This is a genomic window from Pedobacter sp. NO84 (genome assembly GCF_059703915.1).
Map to the genome: position 1 here is coordinate 447,067 of NZ_AP046575.1, position 23,436 is coordinate 470,502.

General features: G+C 37.4%; 22 protein-coding genes. 9 read left to right on the top strand and 13 right to left on the bottom strand.

Annotated features, from left to right (window positions below):
- Positions 1-12 precede the first annotated feature (12 nt).
- The gene (locus AC6H0V_RS02095; protein ID WP_497562055.1) at positions 13-1,032 is read right to left on the bottom strand and encodes an acyl-CoA reductase; all 1,020 of its coding nucleotides are present in this window, start codon (positions 1,030-1,032) and stop codon (positions 13-15) included.
- A 76-nt stretch (positions 1,033-1,108) separates the two neighbouring features.
- Here AC6H0V_RS02095 and AC6H0V_RS02100 point away from each other — a divergent pair, with 76 nt between their 5' ends.
- Entirely contained in the window at positions 1,109-1,459 is a 351-nt protein-coding gene (locus AC6H0V_RS02100) for a 4Fe-4S dicluster domain-containing protein (RefSeq protein ID WP_497562056.1), read from the top strand.
- Positions 1,460-1,555: 96 nt separating this feature from the next.
- Here AC6H0V_RS02100 and AC6H0V_RS02105 read toward each other — a convergent pair whose 3' ends face one another.
- Positions 1,556-2,002 carry a universal stress protein gene (locus AC6H0V_RS02105; protein ID WP_497562057.1) on the bottom strand — a complete coding sequence of 149 codons (447 nt, stop codon included), beginning with the start codon at positions 2,000-2,002 and terminating at the stop codon, positions 1,556-1,558.
- Between the two features lie 106 nt (positions 2,003-2,108).
- Here AC6H0V_RS02105 and AC6H0V_RS02110 point away from each other — a divergent pair, with 106 nt between their 5' ends.
- The gene (locus AC6H0V_RS02110; RefSeq protein WP_497562058.1) at positions 2,109-2,891 is read left to right on the top strand and encodes a C40 family peptidase; all 783 of its coding nucleotides are present in this window, start codon (positions 2,109-2,111) and stop codon (positions 2,889-2,891) included.
- A 337-nt stretch (positions 2,892-3,228) separates the two neighbouring features.
- Here the strand turns inward: AC6H0V_RS02110 and AC6H0V_RS02115 are convergent, their stop codons facing one another.
- Positions 3,229-3,879 (bottom strand): YceH family protein, encoded by a 651-nt coding sequence (locus AC6H0V_RS02115; protein WP_497562059.1) that lies wholly within the window; start codon positions 3,877-3,879, stop codon positions 3,229-3,231.
- Between the two features lie 99 nt (positions 3,880-3,978).
- Here AC6H0V_RS02115 and AC6H0V_RS02120 point away from each other — a divergent pair, with 99 nt between their 5' ends.
- A complete protein-coding gene (locus AC6H0V_RS02120) occupies positions 3,979-4,713 on the top strand; it encodes a carboxypeptidase-like regulatory domain-containing protein (protein WP_497562060.1) in 735 nt (244 codons plus the stop codon).
- An 85-nt stretch (positions 4,714-4,798) separates the two neighbouring features.
- Here AC6H0V_RS02120 and AC6H0V_RS02125 read toward each other — a convergent pair whose 3' ends face one another.
- The 9 genes from AC6H0V_RS02125 to hisG form a co-directional block, all read right to left on the bottom strand.
- Positions 4,799-5,698, bottom strand: a complete 900-nt coding sequence (locus tag AC6H0V_RS02125) for a WD40 repeat domain-containing protein (RefSeq protein WP_497562061.1) — start codon at positions 5,696-5,698, stop codon at positions 4,799-4,801.
- A 71-nt stretch (positions 5,699-5,769) separates the two neighbouring features.
- A complete protein-coding gene (gene hisIE, locus AC6H0V_RS02130) occupies positions 5,770-6,369 on the bottom strand; it encodes a bifunctional phosphoribosyl-AMP cyclohydrolase/phosphoribosyl-ATP diphosphatase HisIE (protein ID WP_497562062.1) in 600 nt (199 codons plus the stop codon).
- Between the two features lie 71 nt (positions 6,370-6,440).
- Complete coding sequence (gene hisF / locus AC6H0V_RS02135) at positions 6,441-7,235, bottom strand: imidazole glycerol phosphate synthase subunit HisF (RefSeq protein ID WP_497562063.1); 795 nt, start codon at positions 7,233-7,235, stop codon at positions 6,441-6,443.
- On the bottom strand, positions 7,236-7,985 hold the full coding sequence (gene hisA / locus AC6H0V_RS02140; protein ID WP_497562064.1) for a 1-(5-phosphoribosyl)-5-[(5-phosphoribosylamino)methylideneamino]imidazole-4-carboxamide isomerase: 750 nt from the start codon (positions 7,983-7,985) through the stop codon (positions 7,236-7,238).
- A 9-nt stretch (positions 7,986-7,994) separates the two neighbouring features.
- Positions 7,995-8,582: an imidazole glycerol phosphate synthase subunit HisH gene (gene hisH / locus AC6H0V_RS02145; protein WP_497563358.1), complete on the bottom strand. Its 588-nt coding sequence runs from the start codon at positions 8,580-8,582 to the stop codon at positions 7,995-7,997.
- A 285-nt stretch (positions 8,583-8,867) separates the two neighbouring features.
- Positions 8,868-10,055, bottom strand: a complete 1,188-nt coding sequence (gene hisB, locus AC6H0V_RS02150; RefSeq protein WP_497562065.1) for a bifunctional histidinol-phosphatase/imidazoleglycerol-phosphate dehydratase HisB — start codon at positions 10,053-10,055, stop codon at positions 8,868-8,870.
- Between the two features lie 12 nt (positions 10,056-10,067).
- Positions 10,068-11,123: a histidinol-phosphate transaminase gene (gene hisC / locus AC6H0V_RS02155; protein ID WP_497562066.1), complete on the bottom strand. Its 1,056-nt coding sequence runs from the start codon at positions 11,121-11,123 to the stop codon at positions 10,068-10,070.
- A gap of 88 nt (positions 11,124-11,211) precedes the next feature.
- A complete protein-coding gene (gene hisD / locus AC6H0V_RS02160) occupies positions 11,212-12,519 on the bottom strand; it encodes a histidinol dehydrogenase (protein WP_497562067.1) in 1,308 nt (435 codons plus the stop codon).
- Between the two features lie 69 nt (positions 12,520-12,588).
- Positions 12,589-13,440, bottom strand: coding sequence for an ATP phosphoribosyltransferase (hisG, locus tag AC6H0V_RS02165; RefSeq protein WP_497562068.1), 852 nt, complete (start codon positions 13,438-13,440; stop codon positions 12,589-12,591).
- Positions 13,441-13,708: 268 nt separating this feature from the next.
- Here hisG and AC6H0V_RS02170 point away from each other — a divergent pair, with 268 nt between their 5' ends.
- The 3 genes from AC6H0V_RS02170 to AC6H0V_RS02180 all read left to right on the top strand — a co-directional run bounded on the left by AC6H0V_RS02170 (position 13,709) and on the right by AC6H0V_RS02180 (position 17,533).
- Positions 13,709-15,286: a L,D-transpeptidase family protein gene (locus AC6H0V_RS02170; RefSeq protein ID WP_497562069.1), complete on the top strand. Its 1,578-nt coding sequence runs from the start codon at positions 13,709-13,711 to the stop codon at positions 15,284-15,286.
- A gap of 138 nt (positions 15,287-15,424) precedes the next feature.
- Positions 15,425-15,898, top strand: a complete 474-nt coding sequence (locus AC6H0V_RS02175) for a hypothetical protein (RefSeq protein ID WP_497562070.1) — start codon at positions 15,425-15,427, stop codon at positions 15,896-15,898.
- A 96-nt stretch (positions 15,899-15,994) separates the two neighbouring features.
- Complete coding sequence (locus AC6H0V_RS02180; protein ID WP_497562071.1) at positions 15,995-17,533, top strand: L,D-transpeptidase scaffold domain-containing protein; 1,539 nt, start codon at positions 15,995-15,997, stop codon at positions 17,531-17,533.
- A gap of 567 nt (positions 17,534-18,100) precedes the next feature.
- On the opposite strand, the gene AC6H0V_RS02185 is transcribed toward AC6H0V_RS02180, so the two are convergent.
- Complete coding sequence (locus AC6H0V_RS02185; RefSeq protein WP_497562072.1) at positions 18,101-18,871, bottom strand: murein L,D-transpeptidase catalytic domain family protein; 771 nt, start codon at positions 18,869-18,871, stop codon at positions 18,101-18,103.
- 299 nt (positions 18,872-19,170) lie between these two features.
- On the opposite strand from AC6H0V_RS02185, the gene AC6H0V_RS02190 reads away from it, so the two are divergent.
- The 3 genes from AC6H0V_RS02190 to AC6H0V_RS02200 are packed head-to-tail and all read left to right on the top strand — an operon-like array spanning position 19,171 to position 23,359.
- Complete coding sequence (locus AC6H0V_RS02190) at positions 19,171-20,001, top strand: TlpA family protein disulfide reductase (RefSeq protein WP_497562073.1); 831 nt, start codon at positions 19,171-19,173, stop codon at positions 19,999-20,001.
- 50 nt (positions 20,002-20,051) lie between these two features.
- Positions 20,052-22,091: a BatA domain-containing protein gene (locus tag AC6H0V_RS02195; protein WP_497562074.1), complete on the top strand. Its 2,040-nt coding sequence runs from the start codon at positions 20,052-20,054 to the stop codon at positions 22,089-22,091.
- On the top strand, positions 22,088-23,359 hold the full coding sequence (locus AC6H0V_RS02200; RefSeq protein ID WP_497562075.1) for a dihydroorotase: 1,272 nt from the start codon (positions 22,088-22,090) through the stop codon (positions 23,357-23,359). Before AC6H0V_RS02195 ends, AC6H0V_RS02200 begins: the two co-directional genes overlap by 4 nt.
- Positions 23,360-23,436 lie beyond the last annotated feature (77 nt).

A 23,436-nucleotide genomic window follows, 5' to 3' on the forward strand; every position in this document is an offset into this window, starting at 1 on the left:
TAAGTTTCGCAGTTACAAAGTTTGTAAGAAATGAATTGTATTTACGTTGTCTGCATAATCCCAAAGTTTTGAATTTTGGCTTTGCCCCAAAGGGATGGTTTCTTTGGCAATCTTTAATTCAACATTGGTAACTACACATTGGATCTGTTCTTCTTGATGGTTTAATTTCTCTTCTATTTCCTCAATCGAATTATACTCTTCATAAAAAAGTACAGCCAGCGGCGACACAAGATTTTCGTCTTCTTTTACCAATACGAATCCATTGTCGAAGTGTTTTACTGCATTAACAAGATAGATAGATTTGTTATAATCGTAATTATTATTGTATTTGAAGTGATTAATAATGGGCTTATACCTCTCTATTGGCTCAAAAAAGTGTTTTAAATCATAGTTTTTCGGAATATAGATCTTAGCTACATTTCTACAGCCTAAACCAAAAAAATCGAAAATATCGTGTCCGAGAGCTTCCAACTCTGTTGTAGTTTCATTACCACTTAAAACAGCAATACTATTTCTATTTTTTCGAATGATGTTCGGGACTTTCCCAAAATAATAGTCAAAATATCTAGAGGTATTATTACTTCCGGTAGCGATGATTGCATCAAATGAGGATAATCGTTCTACATATTCGATATGTTGGGCAATTTCCGGTTCAAAAGCAATTAATTGATCCAATACCGCAGGCAATAGTTTATCATCTGATGATGACATTTTTATGAGTGCCTTATTCCCTGTTGCTAAAACACAAATTACATCGTGAAAGCCTACCAAGGGAATATTTCCGGCTAAAATTAATCCTACTTTTTTGGGCGAAGTTGTAAATTGGATAGTTTCAAACCAATGTGCCAAGTCTTTTTGGTTCAACATTCTACTTAATGAATCCAATGCTTTTTTTACTTCTTCGTTAGTAAACCAAGCATTGCTATGTTTTGCCAAATCTATCGTCTCGTTAAATTTTATACTAGGGTTAGCCATAAACTTCCCAAGTTTTTCTAGCGCAACAATTAACCCCTCTTTAGTAAGTGATGACATATTTAGAACTATTATAAATGTTTATGTGTTATATTTGCATGCAAAGGTAAACTTAGCAATAGATTTATACGAAGACATGGCGATTAAAATAACAGACGAATGCATTAATTGTGGAGCATGTGAGCCAGAATGCCCAAATAATGCAATATATGATGCAGGTTCAGCCTGGAGATTTTCTGATGGTACCAATTTAGATGGCATCATAGATTTTGGCAATCAACAAATAGATGCTGGTGCAGCGCAAGAAGCGGTATCAGACGAAGTATATTATATTGTTTCTGATAAATGTACAGAATGTAAAGGTTTTCATGATGAACCTCAGTGTGCAGCGGTTTGCCCAGTAGATTGTTGTGTGGATGATGAAGATGTACGGGAAAGCGAAGAAGAATTGTTGGCTAAAAAAGCTTGGTTGCATCAAGAAGGTTAGTCCTGAGTCCAAAGTCTTTAGTCAGGTTAATTTAAAAGAGATTCACAAGTGGATCTTTTTTTTTGCAATGTATAGAACAGACTAAGGACTATAGACTTAAGACTCTTTATTCGGTATGATCAAAACCGGGCAAGTTGCTCTGTTTGCGACACTTTCAGCTACGCTTCCGATTAAGAAGTGGTATAATCCTGATCTCCCGTGGGTTCCAGTTACAATGAGTTCGGCCCCCCAACCTTCAGCTTGTGAAATAATTCCATGGGTAGCTGTATCTAAAATGGTAAGGTAAGTTGTCGAAATTCCTCCCGCGTACTTATTTTCTATTTCTTTAAGCAAAACATGACTATTGATTTCACTATTGTCATACACTTCCATAAACACAGGCGCCAATGTAAAGTCTGGATTTATGTTTTGTGGAACAGGTTCTATGATATTTAAAAGAGCTACTTCAGCGCCAAATTTTTTGGCCATTTCATAACCCGTTTTTGCTGCTTTTTCTGAACAGATACTATTGTCTACAGCAATTAAAATCTTTTTAAAGTCCATGATAAAAACAATTGGTTAATGATATAAATTAACAATTTTTGATGCCGAATGTTTGGTTATTAAGGTTAATCCGTATTTTCGAAGAATTTGAAATTAACGATAAAAAATGGAAATCTACCATATTTGCCGCATAGCGATTGCACCTTTAAGAAAAGAACCTTCAGACAGAAGTGAGATCGTATCCCAATTGCTTTTTGGAGATCGTGTTGAAGTTCTAGAAAAGACAGAGAAATGGTGTTTAGTTAAAACTTTAGCCGATAATTATGAGGGATGGATGGACTATAAACAATTGGAAAAAGTTTCAAAAGTTGAATATTCAGATGATCAAAACTTCGCTCATCTTGCACCGGTCCAACTTGATAATACCTTGATTGGAGAAAATGGAACGAAGTATTATGTAAGTCCGGGCAGTGTCTTACCATCTTATAAGAATGGATTTTGCTCTTTAGGCTCAAAAAAGTACGAAGTAAAGTTTATTCCTATTGTTCCGGATCCATTAAACTTTAAAACAAAAGTAGAACAAATTGCCAAATTTTATGAAAACGCCCCTTATTTATGGGGTGGAAGAACGTTGTTTGGGATAGATTGCTCGGGTTTTGTACAAATGGTCTATCGCCTCAATGGAATTCAGCTCAGACGCGATGCATCCCAGCAAGCCGAAGAAGGGGTGTTGGTAGATTTCTTGGCCTCGGCACAATTAGGAGACCTTGCTTTTTTTGATAATGAAGAGGGAAAAATTACTCATGTAGGCCTCATGCTAAGCAATGATAAAATTATCCACTCCGCTGGCTTTGTACGCATTGATCCCATAGATGATCAAGGGATTTTTAACCCCGAATTAGGGAGGTATACCCATAAGCTCAGGATCATTAAACGATTTGTGATGTAACATGTAAAATGGAAGATGGAAGAGGGAAGATGGAAGATGGAAGAGGGAAAGTCCGGAAGTCCAGAAGTCCAGAAGTCCAGAAGTCCAGAAGTCCAGAAGTCCAGAAGTCCAGAAGTCCAGAAGTCCAGAAGTCCAGAAGTCCAGAAGTCCAGAAGTCCAGAAGTCCAGAAGTCCAGAAGTCCGGAAAATTTGGATTATAAAGTTACGTAAAATCTCTGCATGATGGCAGGTAAAGGTGTAATAATGTAATCTGTGTGATCATCTCATCAGTGTAATCATCTAATCTGTGTAATCATCTAATCTGTGTAATCAACCGCGAAGCGATAAATCGGTGTAATCATCTAAGCTCCTTCATCAACGCATCAAATGCTGCCTTCAATTCGGCTAACTCTTCCTCAACCTTAGCTAGGCGTTGTTCTAGATCTGTATGGTTTTTGGGTGCTTGTTCCGTATGATATTCTTCTTCAACAACCTCAGTATTATCCCCAAATAAATGCATATAACGTACTTCTTTCTGACCTGGCTTACGAGCCAACTGCTTTAGGTAAGGAGTTTCTTCATTGGCCAGTTTTTCTAATACGTTTTGTACTTCTTCTAAGGTCTCAAATTCATATAATCGCCCTGAGTTGGTATTAATTTCTCCTGGAGTTTGCGGACCACGTAAAAACAATAAACACATCACTGCCACTTCTGATGGCAAGACGGGAAATACGATGGCGAAATTATGTTTGTATTTGATATTACGTATCGACCCCCCTGTAGCAGTAGAAATTAATCCCGCAATTTTTAATGAATTCAAGGCGGCAATTACTGTAGATTCATCATATTGCACTACGGGTTTGCGAGAAGTTTTTTGGTTACACGCTGCGGTTAACCCATTCAATGTCATTGGGTAATAGTCTGGAGTGGTTTTGCATTTCTCCATTAAAGCGCCTAAAACCCTAATCTGTGCAGCATCAAGTAGTGGTAAATTTTTCGGTGTGTCCATGGCTAAAGGTAATCCAAATCATCAAAAAATAAAATGATGAGTATTTTTTATGGAAAATAAGCCAAAAAAGTATCTTAGTAATAACCTTTAATACAACGGATGGCCTCAACGCTAAAAATTACTGTTCCTGAACCCTGTTCCCAGAAATGGACTGATATGGATCTCACACAAAGTGGAAGATATTGCGGTCATTGCGAAAAGGAAGTAATCGACTTTACTAAGATGTCGCCTCATCAATTAACAGATTGGTTCAGCAACTCAACAGGAAGGGTTTGTGGTAGGATAACTTCACGACAATTAGCCGCTTTAGATAGCCAACCTGAGTATAAAAATAACCTAGGAGGTATTGCAGCTAAGATTGCAGTAGCCGCCTGTTTAACCTTGGTAACCCATTTAAAAACCAGTGCCGCAAATGCGCTTGCACCCAAATACCCTATTGATTTTTATGAAAGTAAAATCGGTAAAAATGCTTTTAATGACAAAAATGGCCCTAATCTCGATTCTTTAATTACGATAAAAGGTATTGTTAAAGATAAAGATGATGGCTTACCTGTACCAGGAGCCGTCATTAAAATTAAGGATACAAATATAAGTACCATATCTGACGAGAAAGGCCAATTTACTATTAGGGTACCAAACGAAACAAAAAAAGTAATCTTAGTATTAAATTATATTGGTTACAATACAATAGAACAGGAAATCAATTTAACAAAACCCAACATTGAGGTTGCCATGGAAGCAGAGCAGACGATTTTAGGGGCTATTGTTGTGGTAAAAAGAAGTCCAAATCTTTTTCTAAATTTATATTACAAGTTAAAAGAGTGGATACGGTGATGCTATCCGGCATTGATTAACATGGATGTTGGCTTTACATTTTAATTTTAAGCAGCTTTTCTGTTATATTAAGAATAAAAAAACGTTAACCCTCCATCTCCCACACCATTACTTTCCGGTCATCACCAGTAGAAATAAGGTATTTTCCGTTAGTGTTCCAAATTAATTTATTGATAGAATGGCTATGCCCAACTCCCGTTTTCTCTAAACTTAAAATCTTATATAGTTTAAAGTTCTCAGCATCCCAAAGTTTAATGCTCTTATCCTGGCTGCTCGTAGCAAAATAGGGTAGGGTTGGATGAAATACAATGGTGTAAACCGTAAAAAGATGCGCTGGAATGTTTTCTAAAAGCCTATATGAGGGCAGACTCCAAATTTTTAATTGTGCATCCCTACTCCCAGAAATGAGGTATTTGCCTAAGGGATGATAAGCTAAAGAAGTAACAGCAAAAGTATGCCCTTCTAACGTTTGCTTTAAACTATAATCATTTAAATTATAGATTCTAATAAGATGATCTTTGCATCCAAAAGCGATTTCACTTTCATCGGGCGAAATTGCCATACATCTCACCGTATCGTAAGCAGCCTGAAACCTATAGATAAGTGAGAAATCGCTTAATGACCAAACAGCAACGGTACCGTCCTCGCTTGTAGTAATTAGTTCGCTCTTACCCCTGTTAACCTTTATATCAAAAACTGGCTTCGTATGGGCGTTTATTCTATGGGTTACTTTTTGCTCAATCAAATCGTAAACACTAAAAGCCCCACTTCTTTCGCCCACAAAAAGATGTTGATTATAATAGTGTAAACAATAAACAGAACTTTGCACCGGCATTTTAACTTTAACGAAAGCCATGGTTTCGAGCGACCATTCTACCACTCCCTTGTCATTTCCTGCACTAAAAAATGTAGAATCATTATCCGCATTTGCCAAGGCATATACTGGATTTTGGTGGCCAGAAAGGGTATGGAGGTGTGTAATCATTTCTCTCGCATTAAGTCTGGCGCAGGGCGTAAAGCGTTTAGTCCGCCTCTCGCTTAACGCAAAACGCTTAACTACTTATGTCTCTTCTCTAAATTCAACGCTATATCCTCCAGTGTTTTCCCTTTTTCCTTTAACAATACCATAAGGTGAAAAACCAGGTCTGAGGCCTCGTTTACAAAATCTTCATCGGCTTCCGTTAGTGCAGCTATAACCGTCTCTACACCTTCTTCGCCTACTTTTTGTGCAATTTTGTTAATGCCTTTTTTGCGTAAGCTATTGATATATGAGTCGGCTGTAGGATTTTGGTACCGATCACTAATAACCTGCTCGAGCTGGAAAATAAAGTTTTGATTGTAATCGGTTTTAAAACAACTTCTGCTTCCTGTGTGGCAAGTGTTACCTACAGGTGTTGATTTGATTAGGATGGTATCATTGTCGCAATCAATATGAATGGATTTAACAAAAAGGAAATTTCCACTTTCTTCACCTTTGGTCCATAAACGATCTTTAGTTCGCGAAAAGAAAGTGACTTTTCCCTCTAGTTGCGTTCTTTCCAAGGCTTCCATGTTCATATAACCCAGCATCAACACTTCCAGAGTCTGATCGTCCTGAACAATTACCGGAATTAATCCGTTTGATTTCTCCCAGTCGAGGGATGTAACTTGTATCATTTTCTTTTATTTTAAGTTAGGCGCGTGGCATAAGCGTTCAGTACGCCTATCGCATGACGCCAAACGCTTAACTAAATTCTCACTTGAATCCCATTCTTTCTCAGTTCCTGCTTCAGATCGGGGATTAAAATCTCTCCGTAATGAAAAACAGAAGCCGCCAATGCCGCATCAACTCCCGCTTTTTGAAAAACTTCAGTAAAATCAGCGGTTTTACCCGCACCGCCCGATGCAATAATCGGAATATTGATCATTTTATTTATTTCCCTAAGCAACTCACAATCAAAGCCCTGTTTTGTGCCATCATGATCCATTGAAGTTAACAAGATTTCTCCTGCGCCTAAATTTTCTGCTTTTTTGATCCAACTTTCTGTTTCAAGTTCGGTAATTAAGCGACCACCATTTAGGTGAACGATATTTTTACCATTAATATGCTTGGTGTCAACTGCTAAGACCACAAACTGAACCCCAAATGCCTTCGCCAAATCTTCGATCAGTTGAGGATTTTTTACTGCAGCAGAATTGATACTTATTTTATCTGCCCCTGCGTTTAGTAAAGCATCAGCATCTGCTATTTCGCTAATGCCACCCCCAATGGTGAAAGGTATATTTAACTGACGCGCAACTGATTTGACCATGTCAATCATCGTTTTACGACGTTCGTGCGTAGCAGTAATATCTAGAAAAACAAGTTCGTCCGCCCCTTGCTCTGCATATTGGGCAGCAAGTTCAACCGGATCTCCGGCATCACGCAAATCAACAAAGTTCACACCTTTAACGGTGCGGCCATCTTTAACGTCGAGGCAAGGGATTATCCGGCGAGAAAGTGTCGACATCCCATCTTCCATCTTCCATTTTACCTCTTCCATCTAAATTGTACTCAGCGCTTTCAAGTTCCACGCTTTTATTTCTTCAATGGAAATTCTATTTTCATAAATCGCTTTTCCTACCACAACGCTTCGGATAGGGAGTTTGGCCAATGCCTTGATGTCGGCCATTGAACTTACGCCCCCAGAGGCTATTAATTTGATGAAAGGAGAATGGTCTAACAGCTTTTTGTATAACTCAACAGCTGCCCCTTCCAATTTGCCATCTTTATCTATATCGGTACATAAAAATCTAAAAAAGCCCAACTGAAGGCATTTATCAACATAATCCATTAATTTAATTGGCGAACTTTCCATCCAGCCAGAATACTTAATTACCTCATCCAATACATCAATAGCAATTACAATTCTATTGGCATATCCTGCCTTTTTCACAAATGCTGCACTTAAAGCTGGTAAAAAATCTGGATTGCTAACCGCCTGTGTCCCAACAATTACTCGCTGAATACCTGAATCCAACAGGTTGTTTACCTGATCTATCGTGCGGATTCCTCCGCCGTACTGGACACGCATTTCGGTTTTTTTAATGATACTGAAAAGTGTTTTTTGATTACTAAAATCACCTTTAGCTCCATTTAAATCAATAATGTGGATAAAATCTGTGCCATTTGACCGGTAACGCTCGATCATTTCTTCAATAGAAACATCGTACTCCGTTTTCTGGTTATAATCGCCTTCACGTAAACGAACAACTTTTCCGTCTAAAATATCTATTGCTGGGATAATGTACATTTTTAAAAATTATAGGTTTGAGAAGTTCTTTAATAAACGTTCGCCCGATTCGCCAGATTTCTCAGGGTGAAACTGTACGCCATAAAAATTATTTTTTTGTACTGCTGCCGAAAATCTATTTCCGTAGTTAACAGCTGCAATATCAAAAATAGGGTTATATTCGATAAAATAAGAATGCACAAAATAAAACTGTGTACCAATTGGAACATCCTTAAATAAGGGATTGTTTTTAAAATCTATCGTATTCCAACCCATGTGGGGGATTTTAACGCCCAATTTACTATCAAAAAGCTTAGTTTTAAGGGGCAAAATGGCCAGCATTTTAACATCACCTTCTTCAGAATGTTCGGTTAAAAGTTGCATGCCAACGCAAATACCAAGTACAGGCTTACTCAGTTTCTTGATTTCTTCAACTAAACCTGTACCTGATAATTTTTGCATTGCCGCACCCGCATGCCCAACTCCAGGAATAATGATATGACTGTATTTTTCCAAATCTTCTTTGGTATTTACCATACCATAGGGGATGTCCTGCCTTTCTAAAGCCGATGTGAGCGAAAAAATATTTCCTGCACCGTAATTGATAATCCCGATGATTTTTAACTGATTAGAAACTAAATTATTTTCTTCCATTGATTTTTAATTTGATTCGAAAATGAAAGCCAGTTTTTCATTGCTTCTGCAGCCCCGCTATCCCTACAATATTTTGTGTTTTTACTTATTTATTGTTGAACAAAATATTTTCGTCCTATCGGGTTTAATTAACTGAAGCCTGTTTTCTATAGGTGAGGTTGCCCTAAGTATTCTCTTTCCTTCGACAGGCTCAGGATGACAATTGTATATAATTAATCCCAATCCTCCCTTTTACCTTTATATCTTCCATTATAGCACCCCCTTCGTGCTGGGTAAAACCAATTTTTCAGCGTCTCTTTTAACTGCCATTTTAATCGCTTTCGCAAAGGCTTTAAAAATAGCTTCTATTTTATGGTGCTCGTTCTCGCCCTCGGCTTTAATATTAAGGTTACATTTTGAAGCATCACTAAACGACTTAAAAAAATGGAAAAACAGTTCAGTAGGCATATCCCCCACTTTTTCGCGTTTAAAATCTGCATCCCAAACAATCCAGTTTCTACCACCAAAATCAAGGGCAACTTGCGCTAAACAATCGTCCATTGGCAAACAAAAACCATAACGCTCAATACCTAGTTTATTGCCTAATGCTTTGGCGAAAGCTTCGCCAAGGGCGATTCCTGTATCCTCGATAGTGTGGTGTTCATCTATGTGCAGATCGCCATTGGCTATAATTTCTAGGTCCATACTACCGTGCCTTGCAATCTGGTCTAGCATATGATCGAAAAAATTTAACCCCGTTTTAATGGTCGCCTTTCCTGTCCCGTCCAAATCAAGCTTAATCTTAATATCTGTTTCGTTGGTTTTGCGTTGATAGTTTACTTGTCGCGCCCCAGCTCTTAAAAAAGTATAGATGTCTTCCCACTTTTGTGTTTCTAGTGCAATTATATCATCTAATGTTTCTCTTTTCGCAAGAGCTTCTGTTGATCCTAGTGCATCATTCTGGCGCAAGAAAATGGCTTTGGCTCCCAAGTTTTTTGCTAGGATCACATCATTTAACCGATCCCCAATTACGTAAGAATTTTTTAGGTCGTACTCTTTTCCAAAATACTTGGTTAATAATGCAGTTCCGGGCTTACGGGTTGGGGCATTATCCTTTGCGAAGGTCCGATCTATAATTACCTCACTAAAAACCACCCCTTCATTTGCGAAAGTATCAATGATGAAATTATGTATGGGCCAAAATTTTTCTTCAGGATTAACAGCTGTTCCCAAACCATCCTGGTTGGTTACCATCACCAATTCAAAATCTAACTCCCTTGCAATCTTTGAAAGGAAATACAGCGCCCTTGGATAAAATTTCAATTTTAAAAAACTATCTACCTGTTCATCTTCAGGCTCTATATCCAACGTTCCATCACGATCTATGAATAAAACTCGCACACCCCCGCCCGCTACAGGGAGAGGTAAAGCATTTTCTAATTTATTATTCTCCATCATTATATAAGGTTTCTACCTTCCTGTAGGGGCAAGAGGGGTTAAGATATTTAGTAATTGATTGTTTTCTTCCACAGTTCCGATCGTTATTCTAAGGCAACCTTCACATAGTGACACTTTTGATCGGTCGCGTACGATAATGCCTTTGCCCACTAATAAATTGTAGGTGCCTATCGCATCATCTACGGCTACTAAAATGAAATTTGCATCCGATGGATAGACCAATTTAACAATTGGTATTTTTTTTAAAGCATTACTTAATCTTTCTCGTTCAGCAACCGTAATCTTTATCCACTCGTTAACTTGCTGAATATTTGTTAATGCGGCTAAAGCTAAATCCTGCGTAGCCTGATTAATATTATATGGCGGTTTTACCTTATTTAAAATATCAATTACCTGACGGGATGAAAATGCCATCCCTAAACGTAAAGCCGCCAAGCCCCAGGCTTTTGAAAAGGTTTGAAGCACAACCAAATTGGCATATTCTGTTAACTCTTGAATGAAAGTTTTTTGCTTCGCGAAATTGATATACGCTTCGTCAATTACTACTAGACCGTTGAAATTGGCTAAAATAGTTTCAATATCGGTTCTATTGATCGAATTTCCTGTTGGATTATTTGGTGAACAGATAAAGATCAATTTAGTGTTTGCATCAATGGACTCCGCAATTTTTTCTAGATCGAGCTGGAAATTGGGCAGTAGATTTACCTTTCTTAATTCTACGTCATTAATATTGGCCGAAACTTCGTACATCCCATAAGTGGGAGGCAATACAATTACATTGTCCTTACCTGGATTACAAAATGCCCTAAACAAAAGGTCAATAGCTTCGTCGCTTCCATTTCCTAAAAACGTATTTTCTATTGGCACACCTTTAATTTTGCTAATGGCATCTTTTAAATCCAATTGCAAAGGATCCGGGTAACGATTGTACTTGGCAGGAAGGGGAGAGCCGAAACTATTTTCGTTTGCATCTAAAAACACACTTGCTTCCCCTTTGAACTCATCTCTGGCAGTAGAATAGGGCTTCAGTGTTTTTATATTTTCTCTTTGTAAATCTTTAATATCCATTTTTGTTATTTTTTACATAGACTTACGAAGTTTTGTAAAACTTCGCAAGTCTAATCAAACTTCGTAAGTCTAATCAAGCTTTGTAAGTCTAATCAAGCTTTGTAAGTCTAATACTTATTGCATTTTTATGCGCCAATAATCCTTCGGCCGTGGCCAAAACTTCAACTGTCTTGCCAATATTTTGTAGGCCTTCTTTTGTTAGGTGCTGAAAAGTAATCTTTTTCAAGAACGTATCTACCGAAACTCCCGAGTAGGACTTTGCAAAACCACTGGTAGGTAAGGTATGGTTGGTACCCGAAGCATAGTCGCCCGCGCTCTCTGGTGTTAAATTTCCCAAGAAAACGGATCCGGCATTAACAATCTGTGGAATTAGTGGCTCGAAATCATCTATCGCCAAAATCAAATGTTCTGGGGCGTAGGTATTGCTAAAGGCCATCGCTTCGCTTAACGTTGACGCATAAATAATAAAGGAATTTTCGATTGCTTTTTGAGCAATTTCTTTTCGAGGTAGTTGGGCTATCTGTTTTTCAATGGCACAAATTACGTCCGCAATAAGTTGTTGCGAAGTAGTAACTAAAATGGATTGGCTATCTGCCCCGTGTTCTGCCTGAGCCAATAAATCTGCTGCAACAAATAGCGCATTTGCCGTTTCATCAGCAACGATCAAAACTTCCGAAGGCCCCGCGGGCATGTCTATCGCAACGGCGTGTTGAACCTGCTTTTTTGCTTCGGTTACGTATCGGTTTCCAGGGCCAAAAATCTTGTCTACTTTAGGCACACTTTCTGTTCCGAAAGCCATGGCCGCCACTGCTTGTGCCCCTCCAACAAGATAAATTTTTTCAACATTTAAAAGCATTGCAACATAAGCAATATACCCGTTAATTTTCCCCTGGCCGTTAGGTAAATTGGTACTACTTTGAGGAGGAGAACATACCACAATTTCTTTGCACCCCGCAAGTTTTGCCGGGATCCCCAGCATTAAAAAAGTACTGGGCAAAACTGCTGTTCCCCCTGGGATATACAGTCCTACTTTTTCAATTGCCCGAGCTTCGCGCCAGCAGGTAACCCCAGCCATAGTCTCAATTTTATCTTCTTTTTTTAATTGGCATTCGTGAAATTTATAGATATTTTGGTAGGCTACATCAATGGCATTTTTTACTTCTTTCGGCACAGCATCGGCCAAAAGAGATAGCTCATCGGCATCCACAAATAGCGCATCTAATTTTATGTTATCGAAATCAAGGGCGTAGGAGTGGAGCGCTGAATCTCCCTCAGATTTTACCGTCGAAATAATGTGTTGTACCTTCGAAAAGATCAATTTATCATCTTCAACCTGACGAGAACAAAGTTCTTCAACTTTTAGTTGATTTAAATCCTTATAATTATAGATTTTCAATGCTTTATGTATTGTATTTAACTATTAGTTAATATGTATTTTTGCTTTATGTAGTACAGATAGTAACAATTAAGTAATGATTTTTTCTATCGGCATCACTACAATTCCCTGGGCACCTGCTAATTTTAAACCATTGATTTTTTCCCAGAAATCTTCCTCGGCAATTACAGAATGGACGGCTACCCAACCTTCTTCAAAGAGCGGAACTACGGTAGGACTTTTTACACCGGGCAATAAATCAACCACTGCTTGTAGGTTAGATTTTGCTACATTTAAAACAACGTATTTGGTAGCTTTGGCCCTAAGTACCGATTGGATTCGCTGCAACAATTCCAGTACTTCTGGATTTACCTCGGTACCTTTACTGCAGATTAAAACCGCTTCGGATTCCATTACACTTTTGAATGGTTTCAACCCGTTGCTTTTTAGCGTGCCTCCCGTAGAAACAATGTCGAAAATAGCATCACTTAACCCCAGGCCCGGTCCAATTTCTACTGATCCAGAGATCGTTCTGATCTGGGCATTTACGTTATTTTCTTTCAGGTATTTTTCTAGAATTATCGGGTAGGAGGTAGCGATCGCCTTGCCATTTAACTCAGCTAATTCGGTGATAGGATTAGTGCTTTGAACAGCAATTTTCAAGGTGCATTTCCCAAATCCGAGAGGCTGCAAATAAGACACCTCAGCGCCTGCTTCAACGATCACGTTTTCGCCAACAATGCCTAAATCGGCTATGCCATCCTGAACATATTCTGGAATATCATCATCTCTAAGAAATAGGATTTCTAAGGGAAAATTTGTTACTGTTGAGATCAATGAGCTCTTGTAGTTCTCGAAAGATAAGCCACAATTTTTAAGAAGTTCTACTGATTTTTCGTTTAACCTACCCGATTTCTGGATAGCGATTTTAAGTGTTTTCACTTTGTATAAAATTAGGAATAAGAATATTGTATCTGTTTTAAAAACCGTTTTGCGTACAAAAGATTAATCTATCTATCGCCACAATGGCGATGATGTAAATGTACGTGATGGTTTAAAACTTGGATCATATATTAATTCTTTCCGTAATTTTGGGGAGAAGATGACGCAAATATAGCTTTGTAAACGTAAATTCAAAAATATATGGCATTTAATTTGAGTTAAAACAATATTGCTCGTGACCTTTTGTTCACATAACGCTCTACCAAAATTGAAAAAATCCCTATTTCTGCTGGTCTTATGTTTGTTTATATGCTCTTGTGGCTGGTTTAATGCCAAGCCAGAAATAGCTTTAGTGTTGGCAAAACATTTCGATAATAAACTTTATAAAAAATTTGACACTGCAGTTTATAATCCAATTTTCAATAAATTACTGGTCGCTTCGCTAAAAGATCTTTCAAACAAGAAGGTAATAACTGCTTTTTATGGCGCCAACCAAAGTAATCCGGTGCTGGTTACCCATTTTTATAGCAATGGTGAACTAGACAGTTTAAAGAACTTCATCGTTAGAAGCAGAGAAGAAGGATTTAATCCCGCTATTTTTAACTTAAAGGAAATATCAGCACTGCTGGATACGTTAAACGCCAATCGTTTTAAGACCATTGATGAAGTTTATCCCGTTATTGCGGGTTTAGAGATTAAAACAGCGGATGCATTACTCAAGTACAGTACTTTTATGAAATTTGGGACAGTTAATCCCCGGAAATTTAATAACCGTTTCTACATTAACCTCAAACATCCGGATAGTGCAAAGTTAGATTCCATGCTCAATAGCGAAAGTTTAATTAAGGTGCTAAGAAATGCCCAGCAAACCAATACGAATTATCGGGAGATGAAAAAATTATTGGCTTATTATAGAAATAAATTGGCCACCGAGAATGATCCCACAATTAAACTTATAAAAATAAATATGGAGCGGATGCGCTGGCAATTGCCCATAAAAATGGATGAAACGGTGGTCGTAAATATTCCTGATTTTTCTTTAACATGGTTCAGAAAACAGGATACATTGGCTCATATGAATGTTTGTGTTGGTGGTAAACGTGAAGAAGGTTACCTCGATAAAATGAAAACCTTTTTAAAATCGGGTAAGTTAGATGATAAACCAAGAAATCATGAAACACCCCAATTAGTAAGCATTTTTAACTCTATCCAGGTAAATCCCATTTGGAATATACCGGTAAGTATTGCTAAGAGCGAAATTTATTATCAGGTAGTTAAAGATCCCTATTACTTGTCGAACAACAACATTAAAGTGTATTATAAAGAAAAGCTGGTTAGCGATCCCGATACAATTAGATGGAGTAGATACCCCAGAGAGAAATTACCCTTTCAGTTTAAACAGGGCTCGGGCGAGGGAAACGCACTTGGAAAATTCAAATTTATATTCGACAACAGTTCTAGCATCTACCTGCATGATACTAATAATAAAAATGGCTTTAAATTATCAAACAGAGCGATAAGCCATGGTTGTGTTAGAATAGAAAACCCCCTGGCCTTCGCAGAGCTGATGGTAAGAGATAAATATCAATACGATCAGTTAAGGATGGAAGTTAATCTCCCTCCCATTGACACCAGTCGCAACGCCCAATACCAAAGGATACTCGCTAAAAAAGCAGATACGCTACGCGCATTTCAGCTCAAGCCTTCTTGGTTTGCAACCAGAAAAAATGTTGCAGTAGTTATAGTCTATTATACCGCATGGGCGGAGAATGGTCAACTACAAGTCAGACCAGATGTATATGATTATGATAGCACCCTATGGGAAGCGATGAAAAAATACCTCTAAATTATTCTTCATTTTTATTTGTAAGTAATTAATTATCAGTTTATAACAAAATATTAACTAATTCAATCTGTTTGAAAAAATAAAATTGAAGTTTGATGGGGGCGCTCTATCTTGTGATGAAGCTAATTAATTTACAAGATGAAAAACGATAAAAACCCACAAAACTTTAGCACCACTAATTCAGGAGATCTTCCATTCGAAAATGAATTATTGAAATTGAAAATACAAGCGGAATTTGGTTCCTCGCATATCTCTGTGAATGATCTTCCTCCCGAGATCGAAAATTTTTTCCTTAAAAACATTATCAACATAGAACATGCTTTTGCTAATGGCGAAACTATTAGTCTGTTTGATAAATTAGGACAACCAACGTTAGCGAAAGCAAGTGAGCTTGATGATGCAGCAATTGAAATAGCGCAGTTGGAGTTGGAGAATTTATTTACGAAAAATGGCATATTCACTACCTTCTCAAAAAATGAGACCCCGAGGGATAAGTATATTTTTATCACCGAAAAACTCTTTAAGTTCCAAGTAGACGATTTAGGTATGCCGGAGATGATGATGCACTTCAACTGTGTAGATCCTAATTTAGAAGATGATATAGAAGATTAAAATTGCCTAAATGGTCATTTTTGGGAGATTAGCATTTGCTGCGTAATAAATTTGATTTTTTTCAAACAATATGAGTTTAAAAAACATTAAGCTACTATGAAATTAAAACTACGAACGCAAAGGCTCCCAATACTGTTAGCTGCATTTATTATGCTATGCTTAACGCAATCCTGTAAGAAAAGCCATTCTGATATCGGACAAATCATTTTTAAGGAAACAAGAAACAAGGTTTTCAAGGATATTGAAACCGAGCTGTTTGTCGAAAAATTTAAAAGCACTTTCGAGCAAAGGAAAAGCCAATTTAAAAATCCCAAATTTTTAGCAGCATTTTATGAGGCAAATGACTTTGAGCCTGTGATGCTGATGAAGAATTTGCCCAAGAAAAAGCTTAAAGATGCTATTGCGATTTTAAATAATGCTGGCGAGCATGGTTTAGACCCTAAAATGTTTGATGTAGCCAAATTAAATGAACTAACGGCTAAAATCTACGATAAGAAAGCTATAAAAAATGTAAACGAGGCCTATCAGCTGTTAGTTGATCTGGAGCTTACCTCAGCAAATGCCTTTAGTAGCTACAGTGATGATATCCAGTTTGGGGTGGTTAGTCCACGAAAAATATTTGCCCAATATTACACCGCCACCAAGAGACCAGATAGCGCAAGTTTTTTAGCCGCTTTTAATACCAAGGATATCAAACAGTTTTTAGACAGTATCCAACCAAAAAATAAACAATATTTGGCCTTACAAGAGGCGCTAAAAGCTCATGTTCAAATACCAGGCTCCACCCCTGAAGAAACGGAAAGGATTTTAAAGGTAAATCTTGAACGCTTGCGTTGGAAGAATCTACCAACTGAGGAAAAATATGTTTGGGTTAATATCCCCGATTTTAACTTAGACGTTATAGAGAATGGAAAATCCGTCTTAAATATGAAAGTATGTGTAGGAGAGGGAAGAAATAAAGATAATGCTGATCGTTTAAGGGAATACGATGAGAACGACCTTAAGAAAGATAGACCATTTAATAGAGAAACACCTCAACTTAAAAGCATCATTCATAGCGTTCAGGTTAATCCGATTTGGAACATCCCAGAAAGCATTGCAACCAATGAAATTAGTAAATTGGCTGCGAAAGATCCTTATTACCTATCCAGTAATAATATTGATGTTTTTTTAGACGGAAAATTAGTAGAAGACCCTGAAACAATAGATTGGAGTAGCGCATCTGTAGGTAAGACCTATACTTTTAAACAGCGCCCTGGCGACGATAATTCGTTGGGTAAGATTAAATTTTTATTTAATAATGAAAGTAGTGTATATCTACACGATACACCCGCAAAAGCGGCCTTTAACAGAAGCATGCGAGCAGTAAGCCATGGTTGCGTGCGGGTAGAAAGGCCATTGGAATTAGCTGAAGCGCTATTTGGCAGAGGCGCAAAATTTGATCAGATAAAAGAAGGAATGGAAAGCAAAGATCCTGTAGCTACAGATATTGGTTTGCCTAAGAAGGTTCCTGTTTATTTGGTGTATTTTACCTGTTGGGCAGACGAGGCAGGGAAATTGCAATACCGGAAAGATGTTTATGGGTTGGATATTGTGTTGTACACCTATTTAGAAAAAGCCATAGCTATCTCATAATATTAAACCACATAGAAACATAGTTCACATAGCATATAGCTTACATAGCCAACGCATATTAACTATGTTTCATGTGCTTATTCCAGCAGATCTTAGCCAAATAGACACGTAGCTGAGGCATCTTAAACTATGTGAACTATGTTCCTATGTGGTTATTTCTATTCAGATGCAACAGCCGTATCATTTTATAAAACTATATAGAGACATAGTTCTCATAGCACATAGCCCAAGCATATAATTATGTTTCAATGTGGTTAGTTAAAGCAGATCTAAGCCACATATACACTTAGCTAAGGCATCATAACTATGTGAGCTATGTTCCTATGTGGTTATTTCTATTTCAGATGCAACAGCCGTATCATTTAAAACCACATAGACGCATCGTTCAACTAGCATATAGCTTACATAACCAAAGCATACTAACTATATTGCTATGTAGTTAATTCAAGCAATATCTATTAATAATAAAAACCACATAAAAACATAGATAAGGCTTCTTAACTATGTTTCTATGTGGTTAAATTCGGATGACGATTGGGATTAATTACTTCCCGCTAAATTAATTTTCTATTCTGAAGCAGAAGCAGTGTCAACAGCAAAACCTGCTGCTAAAGATTCGTCTAAATACTTTGATGTATACTGTTCTGTACTTTTGTTGATGAACAACACTGTTTTATCACCTATGGTGTTAATTACCAAGTTTGCAACTTCTGGCGCAACGGCTGGGCAACCTTGGCTTCTTCCTAAGCGGCCAAGAGCATTAATCGTTCCTGAGCTTACATAAGGCGCGCCATGTACAACTATAGAGCGACTGCGGGCATTATTGTTGAACCCAAAATCCATTCCATCTAGTTTCAATGATCTACCGTGTACGCCACTGTATACTTCACCAGTTACGTAAAAGCCTAAACTACTGGTAAATGAGTCATTTTTGTTAGAAAAATTAACCGCTTCATCATCTCCACTACGTTGTCCGTGGGCAACCCAGGTATTTAATAAGATCTCCTTTTTGTTAAGATCGATAATGTATAAACGCTTTTTAGTGCTTGCCTGATCAAAATCAGCGATGGTTAGAATTGATTTCTCAGAAAGGTGGCCTGATTTCTTCAAGTTATAAAAACCTGTAACGGCTTTTTCAAATACTCGAAAACTTAATCCCGCTTCTTTTAAATGCGCTGCACTGTATAGCGAGTTTACATAGTTAATGTAAAGGCTATCGGTACTTACAGTAAGATTCTCTGGGGCTTGGACGTTTACTTCAGTTGGTTTCCAACTTAAAAATGTTAAACTTAAAGCAGTAAATGCTAATCCTGTTAGTCCTAAAATGTATTTTCTCATAGTTTTTTTCGGTATCTCGTTCACAATAATCTTAAGTATGAGTATTATCAAATAGTTGTTTGTTTAAGTATGATTTACTATTCAAATATACTAAAAAGTTACAAACCATACTAATTTACAATTGTTTATTACGCTTCCATGACACAAGTAAAGTGCTGTAAATCAATACTTTACATAGCATATTAAGTATATATTCCCAAAAGGAGTATAGCGCATAATTACACCCCTTAAAAAGGGCTTAAAATCCTCTTAAATTATTAGTTGATAATATTTATCTTGCCTTATTAATCTTAAATAAAATGAAAAAATACCTGTTTCTTTGTTATTTGGTAACATTTGCCATGGGCCAATCCTGTAATCGGCGCGCAGAAAAATCAGTGGGTACTCCTATAGTTAAGAATTTAAAACAAGTAAATAAATTAACTGGAACTCCTGTAATGAAACTGGTTGACATAACCAAAAGCTTTCCTGTGTTTTGGAATTATTATACCAAATATGCACAGCTAAGTCAGCCGCTCGCAGCACTAGACGAAAACGGAAAATCTATTGATCGGGGTATTTTTCTAAAAAAGATAAATTCAGGCAAGTATTTCCCGCTTGTTGTATATGGTAAAGATGAGATGAACTTTAAATTGGCTCTCATCCCCAAAGGAACACCTAAGGATATTGGATTAACATTAAGTAACTATGCAAATAAAGAAATGGTTTATTATCAAATGGAAGGGAAAAAAATCCCTCACTTTAGTTTCCAAGATCTAAATGGAAAATACTATTCATCAGAAAGTACCAAGGGAAAAATTGTACTGTTTAAATGCTGGTTTATCACTTGCCAGGTCTGTGTAGAAGAAATGCCAGCATTAAATGAACTTATAGCTCGATATAAGGATCGAGATGACATACTTTACATCAGTCTTACGATTGATCAAAAAGACCCCCTAAAACAATTCTTAGCTACTACTAAGTTTGATTATGTAACTATTCCAAATCAGAAAAAGTACATGGAAAATGAACTGAATGTGCAAGTTTACCCCACTCATTTTATAATCAATAAAAAAGGAATATTGGTAAAAGCAGTGGACGATGAGAAGTTATTGGAAGAATACCTCGAGAGAGAACTTGCCGCTAATTAGCTTATTTACTAATTAGCTAATTAGCTAATTTTTTCTATCTTTGATTTTTAATGAATTTCCTTTATCCGGGCTTTCTTTTTGCACTTTTAACGGTCGCTATTCCGGTCATCATCCATTTATTTAATTTCCGGAAATTTAAAAAGATTTATTTCAGCAATGTTGCTTTTCTTAAAGAAATAAAAGAACAGAATTCTTCTCGCGAAAAACTGAAGAACCTGCTCGTTCTATTCAGTAGAATCTTAGCCCTCATATTTTTGGTTTTCGCATTTGCCCGTCCCTATTTGCCTTCTACAAGTAAAATTGACCAGAATAAAGGCAATACGGTTAGTATCTACATCGATAATTCTTATAGCATGGAAGCTGTAAATAAAGAAGGTAGCCTACTGGATGAAGCGAAGCGCAAAGCCAAGGAAGTGGTGAAAGCCTTTAAACTTAATGATCGTTTTCAATTGTTGACCAATGATTTTGAGGGGAAGCATCAGCGATTGCTTAATGCCGATGAACTGGTGCAGGCAGTGGATGAGGTTAAAATTTCGGCGGCTACCCGCTTATTGCAACAAGTAATTAACAGACAACAGAGCGTTTTTACGGGTGCAAACAATCGGTTTACTTATATCATTTCAGATTTTCAACAAGGTTTTGCAGGAGATCAGCCTATTAGAACAGAGCCTAATACCACTATATCTTTGGTTAAATTAAATGCAAACCATCTTCCAAATATTGCTGTAGATAGTGTGTGGCTGTTATCTCCGGTTCATTTAGCCAATGCTACCGAAAAATTGGTAGTTCAATTGCGTAATTATGGTGAAGAAGATGCAAAGAACATTCCCGTAAAATTAACCATAGATAAACAGCAAAAGGCCATAAGCAGTTTAAACGTCGAAGCTGGCAAAACGAAAAGTGATACCATTTCTTATAGCGGCCTAAAAAATGGTTGGCGGAAAGGGGTGGTTAGCATCAAAGACTTTCCGCTAACTTTTGATGATGAACTCAATTTCAGCTTTAAAGTAAGTGCCGATCAACAGGTTCTAAGCATCAATGGATTTCGGGCAGGCAAATACATTAGGGCATTATTTACCGCCGATCCTTATTTTAAGCTTACCGAAATGCCCGAATCAAATATCAATTATGCTGCCTTATCCCGGTTTAGCGTAATCGTTCTTAATGGACTAACCAATCCATCAAGCGGCTTGGCGCAAGAACTTAAATCTTACGTTGCCAATGGTGGTGCCGTTGTGGTGTTCCCCGATTTGGATACGAGCCCCGCAGTTTATACTCAATTTTTAACGGCAATCCATCTTCCGGCAGTTGCCGAACTAAATATAAACCCCACAAAAGTTAGCCGAATGGAACTTAAACATCCATTATTTAAGGATGTTTTCGAAACCTTTCCCCAAAACATTGATCTGCCACAGGTAAATCGGTATTTTACTTTTAATGAGAACAATACTAGCAGCAAAGAAAATTTATTGCAGTTGCCAGCAAATCGATTGTTCTTTGCCCGTTTTTCTATGGGCAACGGACAAATCTATCTCTCGGCTACGGGCTTGGCAAATGAGGATAGTAATTTGGCTAAACATCCAATATTTGTTCCCTTGATGTATAAAATAGCCTTTGCAAGTGCCAAAGAACAGCCTATATACTATACGGCAATGAAAGATAATGTTTTGGAAAGCCAAAAAGTAGAATTAGGTGCAAATCAATCGTTAAAATTAGTGGCGGATAACTTTGAAATTATACCTGCTGTTCGCCAAGTAAATGGAAAAACGCTGTTATATATTGCCGATCAGGTAAAAAGAGCTGGTTTTTATGATGTTAAAAAGGGCGATTCTACCCTTGCCGTTGTTGCGTTTAACGACAATAGACTAGAATCAGATATGCATTATACCGCTCAAAAGGACCTCAAGAAATTATTTGGCAAACAGCAGGTGGCATTTTTAGACCCACATTCTGATCACATTGCTTCAGGCATTGCTGGAAAGAATATCGGAATAGAGTTATGGAAACTTTGTCTAATTTTGAGCATAGTTTTTCTAGCCATTGAAATTGTTTTGGTCCGTTTTTTTAATATTCAACCTATAAATCCATGAACCTCTTAGTAAAGGGAATTACCGTCGCTGATCCAAATAGCGAGTTTAACCAGAAAACCTGCGATATACGTGTTGAACAGGGTAAGATTATAGCTATAGCAAAGAAATTAGATCCTACTAAAAACGAAACCGTTTTCGAATACAAAGGGTCTATAATCTCGCCTGGTTTTTTCGATCTAAATTGTATGATTGGTGATCCTGGCTTAGAAACCAAAGAAGATATTAAATCAGGTACCGCGGCTGCAAAGGCAGGGGGTTTTACCGGATTGGCGGTATTGCCCATTACCCAGCCGATTGTACAATCGAAAGGCGAAATAGCCTATATTCTAAATAAGGCTAAAAATAATCTGGTTGATGTCCATCCCATTGGAGCCATTAGTAAAGATTTAGAAGGAAAGGAATTAGCAGAGCTTTTCGACATGAAAAATGCAGGAGCTATTGCTTTTTCTGATGGGAGTAGGGCCCTAGCCGATGATGGATTTGTGAATAGGGCACTTCAGTATTGCTTAGGCTTTAATGGGCTCTTGATCTTATATCCCGAAAACAAGGCAATTGCTGGAAAAGCCCAAGTAAACGAGAGTAAAAATAACGTGCTGCTAGGTATGAAAGGTATTCCGGCACTGGCCGAAGAAATGCAGATTTCAAGGGATATTTTCTTGTCAACCTACCATAATGCTCCTATACATATAGCCAACATCTCTACCGCGGGATCCGTAGCACTGATTAAAAAAGCTAAAAAAGATGGGATTAAAATTACCTGTGATGTAGCTGCTCATCAATTGGTGTTTACGGAAGAGCTATTAAATGACTTCGATAGCAATTATAAAGTTAAACCGCCGTTGCGCAGTAAAGCAGATCAAAAGGCACTAATTGCTGGTTTAAAGGATGGCACCATTGACGCCATTTCTTCACAGCACCGACCACACGAAATAGAATTTAAGGATGTCGAGTTTGAGATTGCATCTTTCGGTATTATCGCGCTGCAAACCGTATTGCCTTTGGTGTTAGAGGGAGGGTTGGATGCAGGTTTAATTGCAGAGAAACTCGCAATAAATCCAAGGAAGCTGCTAAACTTGTTAGTTCCTACTCTCAAAGTGGGCGAGCAAGCAAACTTTACGGTTTATCATCCTACCAAAGAATGGCTTTATAGCAATTCTAATAACGCTTCAAAATCTAGTAATTCTCCATTATTAGGTAAAATATTAAAGGGAAAAATCGAATTAGTGTGTAATAACAATCAATTTCAACAATTTGAACTCTCCAATTAACAGTTTAAACAATTAACCAATTCAAACATTTAACCAATAGTTCATAGAACAAGGTTTCAAAAAAGACTCCTTTACCA

What these genes read in the sequence shown, in the direction of transcription:
- AC6H0V_RS02095 (WP_497562055.1), bottom strand. Translation starts at nt 1,032, where the DNA reads ATGTCATCACTTACTAAAGAGGGGTTAATTGTTGCGCTAGAAAAACTT.
- AC6H0V_RS02100 (WP_497562056.1), top strand. Translation starts at nt 1,109, where the DNA reads ATGGCGATTAAAATAACAGACGAATGCATTAATTGTGGAGCATGTGAG.
- AC6H0V_RS02105 (WP_497562057.1), bottom strand. Translation starts at nt 2,002, where the DNA reads ATGGACTTTAAAAAGATTTTAATTGCTGTAGACAATAGTATCTGTTCA.
- AC6H0V_RS02110 (WP_497562058.1), top strand. Translation starts at nt 2,109, where the DNA reads ATGGAAATCTACCATATTTGCCGCATAGCGATTGCACCTTTAAGAAAA.
- AC6H0V_RS02115 (WP_497562059.1), bottom strand. Translation starts at nt 3,879, where the DNA reads ATGGACACACCGAAAAATTTACCACTACTTGATGCTGCACAGATTAGG.
- AC6H0V_RS02120 (WP_497562060.1), top strand. Translation starts at nt 3,979, where the DNA reads ATGGCCTCAACGCTAAAAATTACTGTTCCTGAACCCTGTTCCCAGAAA.
- AC6H0V_RS02125 (WP_497562061.1), bottom strand. Translation starts at nt 5,698, where the DNA reads ATGATTACACACCTCCATACCCTTTCTGGCCACCAAAATCCAGTATAT.
- hisIE (WP_497562062.1), bottom strand. Translation starts at nt 6,369, where the DNA reads ATGATACAAGTTACATCCCTCGACTGGGAGAAATCAAACGGATTAATT.
- hisF (WP_497562063.1), bottom strand. Translation starts at nt 7,235, where the DNA reads ATGGAAGAGGTAAAATGGAAGATGGAAGATGGGATGTCGACACTTTCT.
- hisA (WP_497562064.1), bottom strand. Translation starts at nt 7,985, where the DNA reads ATGTACATTATCCCAGCAATAGATATTTTAGACGGAAAAGTTGTTCGT.
- hisB (WP_497562065.1), bottom strand. Translation starts at nt 10,055, where the DNA reads ATGATGGAGAATAATAAATTAGAAAATGCTTTACCTCTCCCTGTAGCG.
- hisC (WP_497562066.1), bottom strand. Translation starts at nt 11,123, where the DNA reads ATGGATATTAAAGATTTACAAAGAGAAAATATAAAAACACTGAAGCCC.
- AC6H0V_RS02175 (WP_497562070.1), top strand. Translation starts at nt 15,425, where the DNA reads ATGAAAAACGATAAAAACCCACAAAACTTTAGCACCACTAATTCAGGA.
- AC6H0V_RS02180 (WP_497562071.1), top strand. Translation starts at nt 15,995, where the DNA reads ATGAAATTAAAACTACGAACGCAAAGGCTCCCAATACTGTTAGCTGCA.
- AC6H0V_RS02185 (WP_497562072.1), bottom strand. Translation starts at nt 18,871, where the DNA reads ATGAGAAAATACATTTTAGGACTAACAGGATTAGCATTTACTGCTTTA.
- AC6H0V_RS02190 (WP_497562073.1), top strand. Translation starts at nt 19,171, where the DNA reads ATGAAAAAATACCTGTTTCTTTGTTATTTGGTAACATTTGCCATGGGC.
- AC6H0V_RS02195 (WP_497562074.1), top strand. Translation starts at nt 20,052, where the DNA reads ATGAATTTCCTTTATCCGGGCTTTCTTTTTGCACTTTTAACGGTCGCT.
- AC6H0V_RS02200 (WP_497562075.1), top strand. Translation starts at nt 22,088, where the DNA reads ATGAACCTCTTAGTAAAGGGAATTACCGTCGCTGATCCAAATAGCGAG.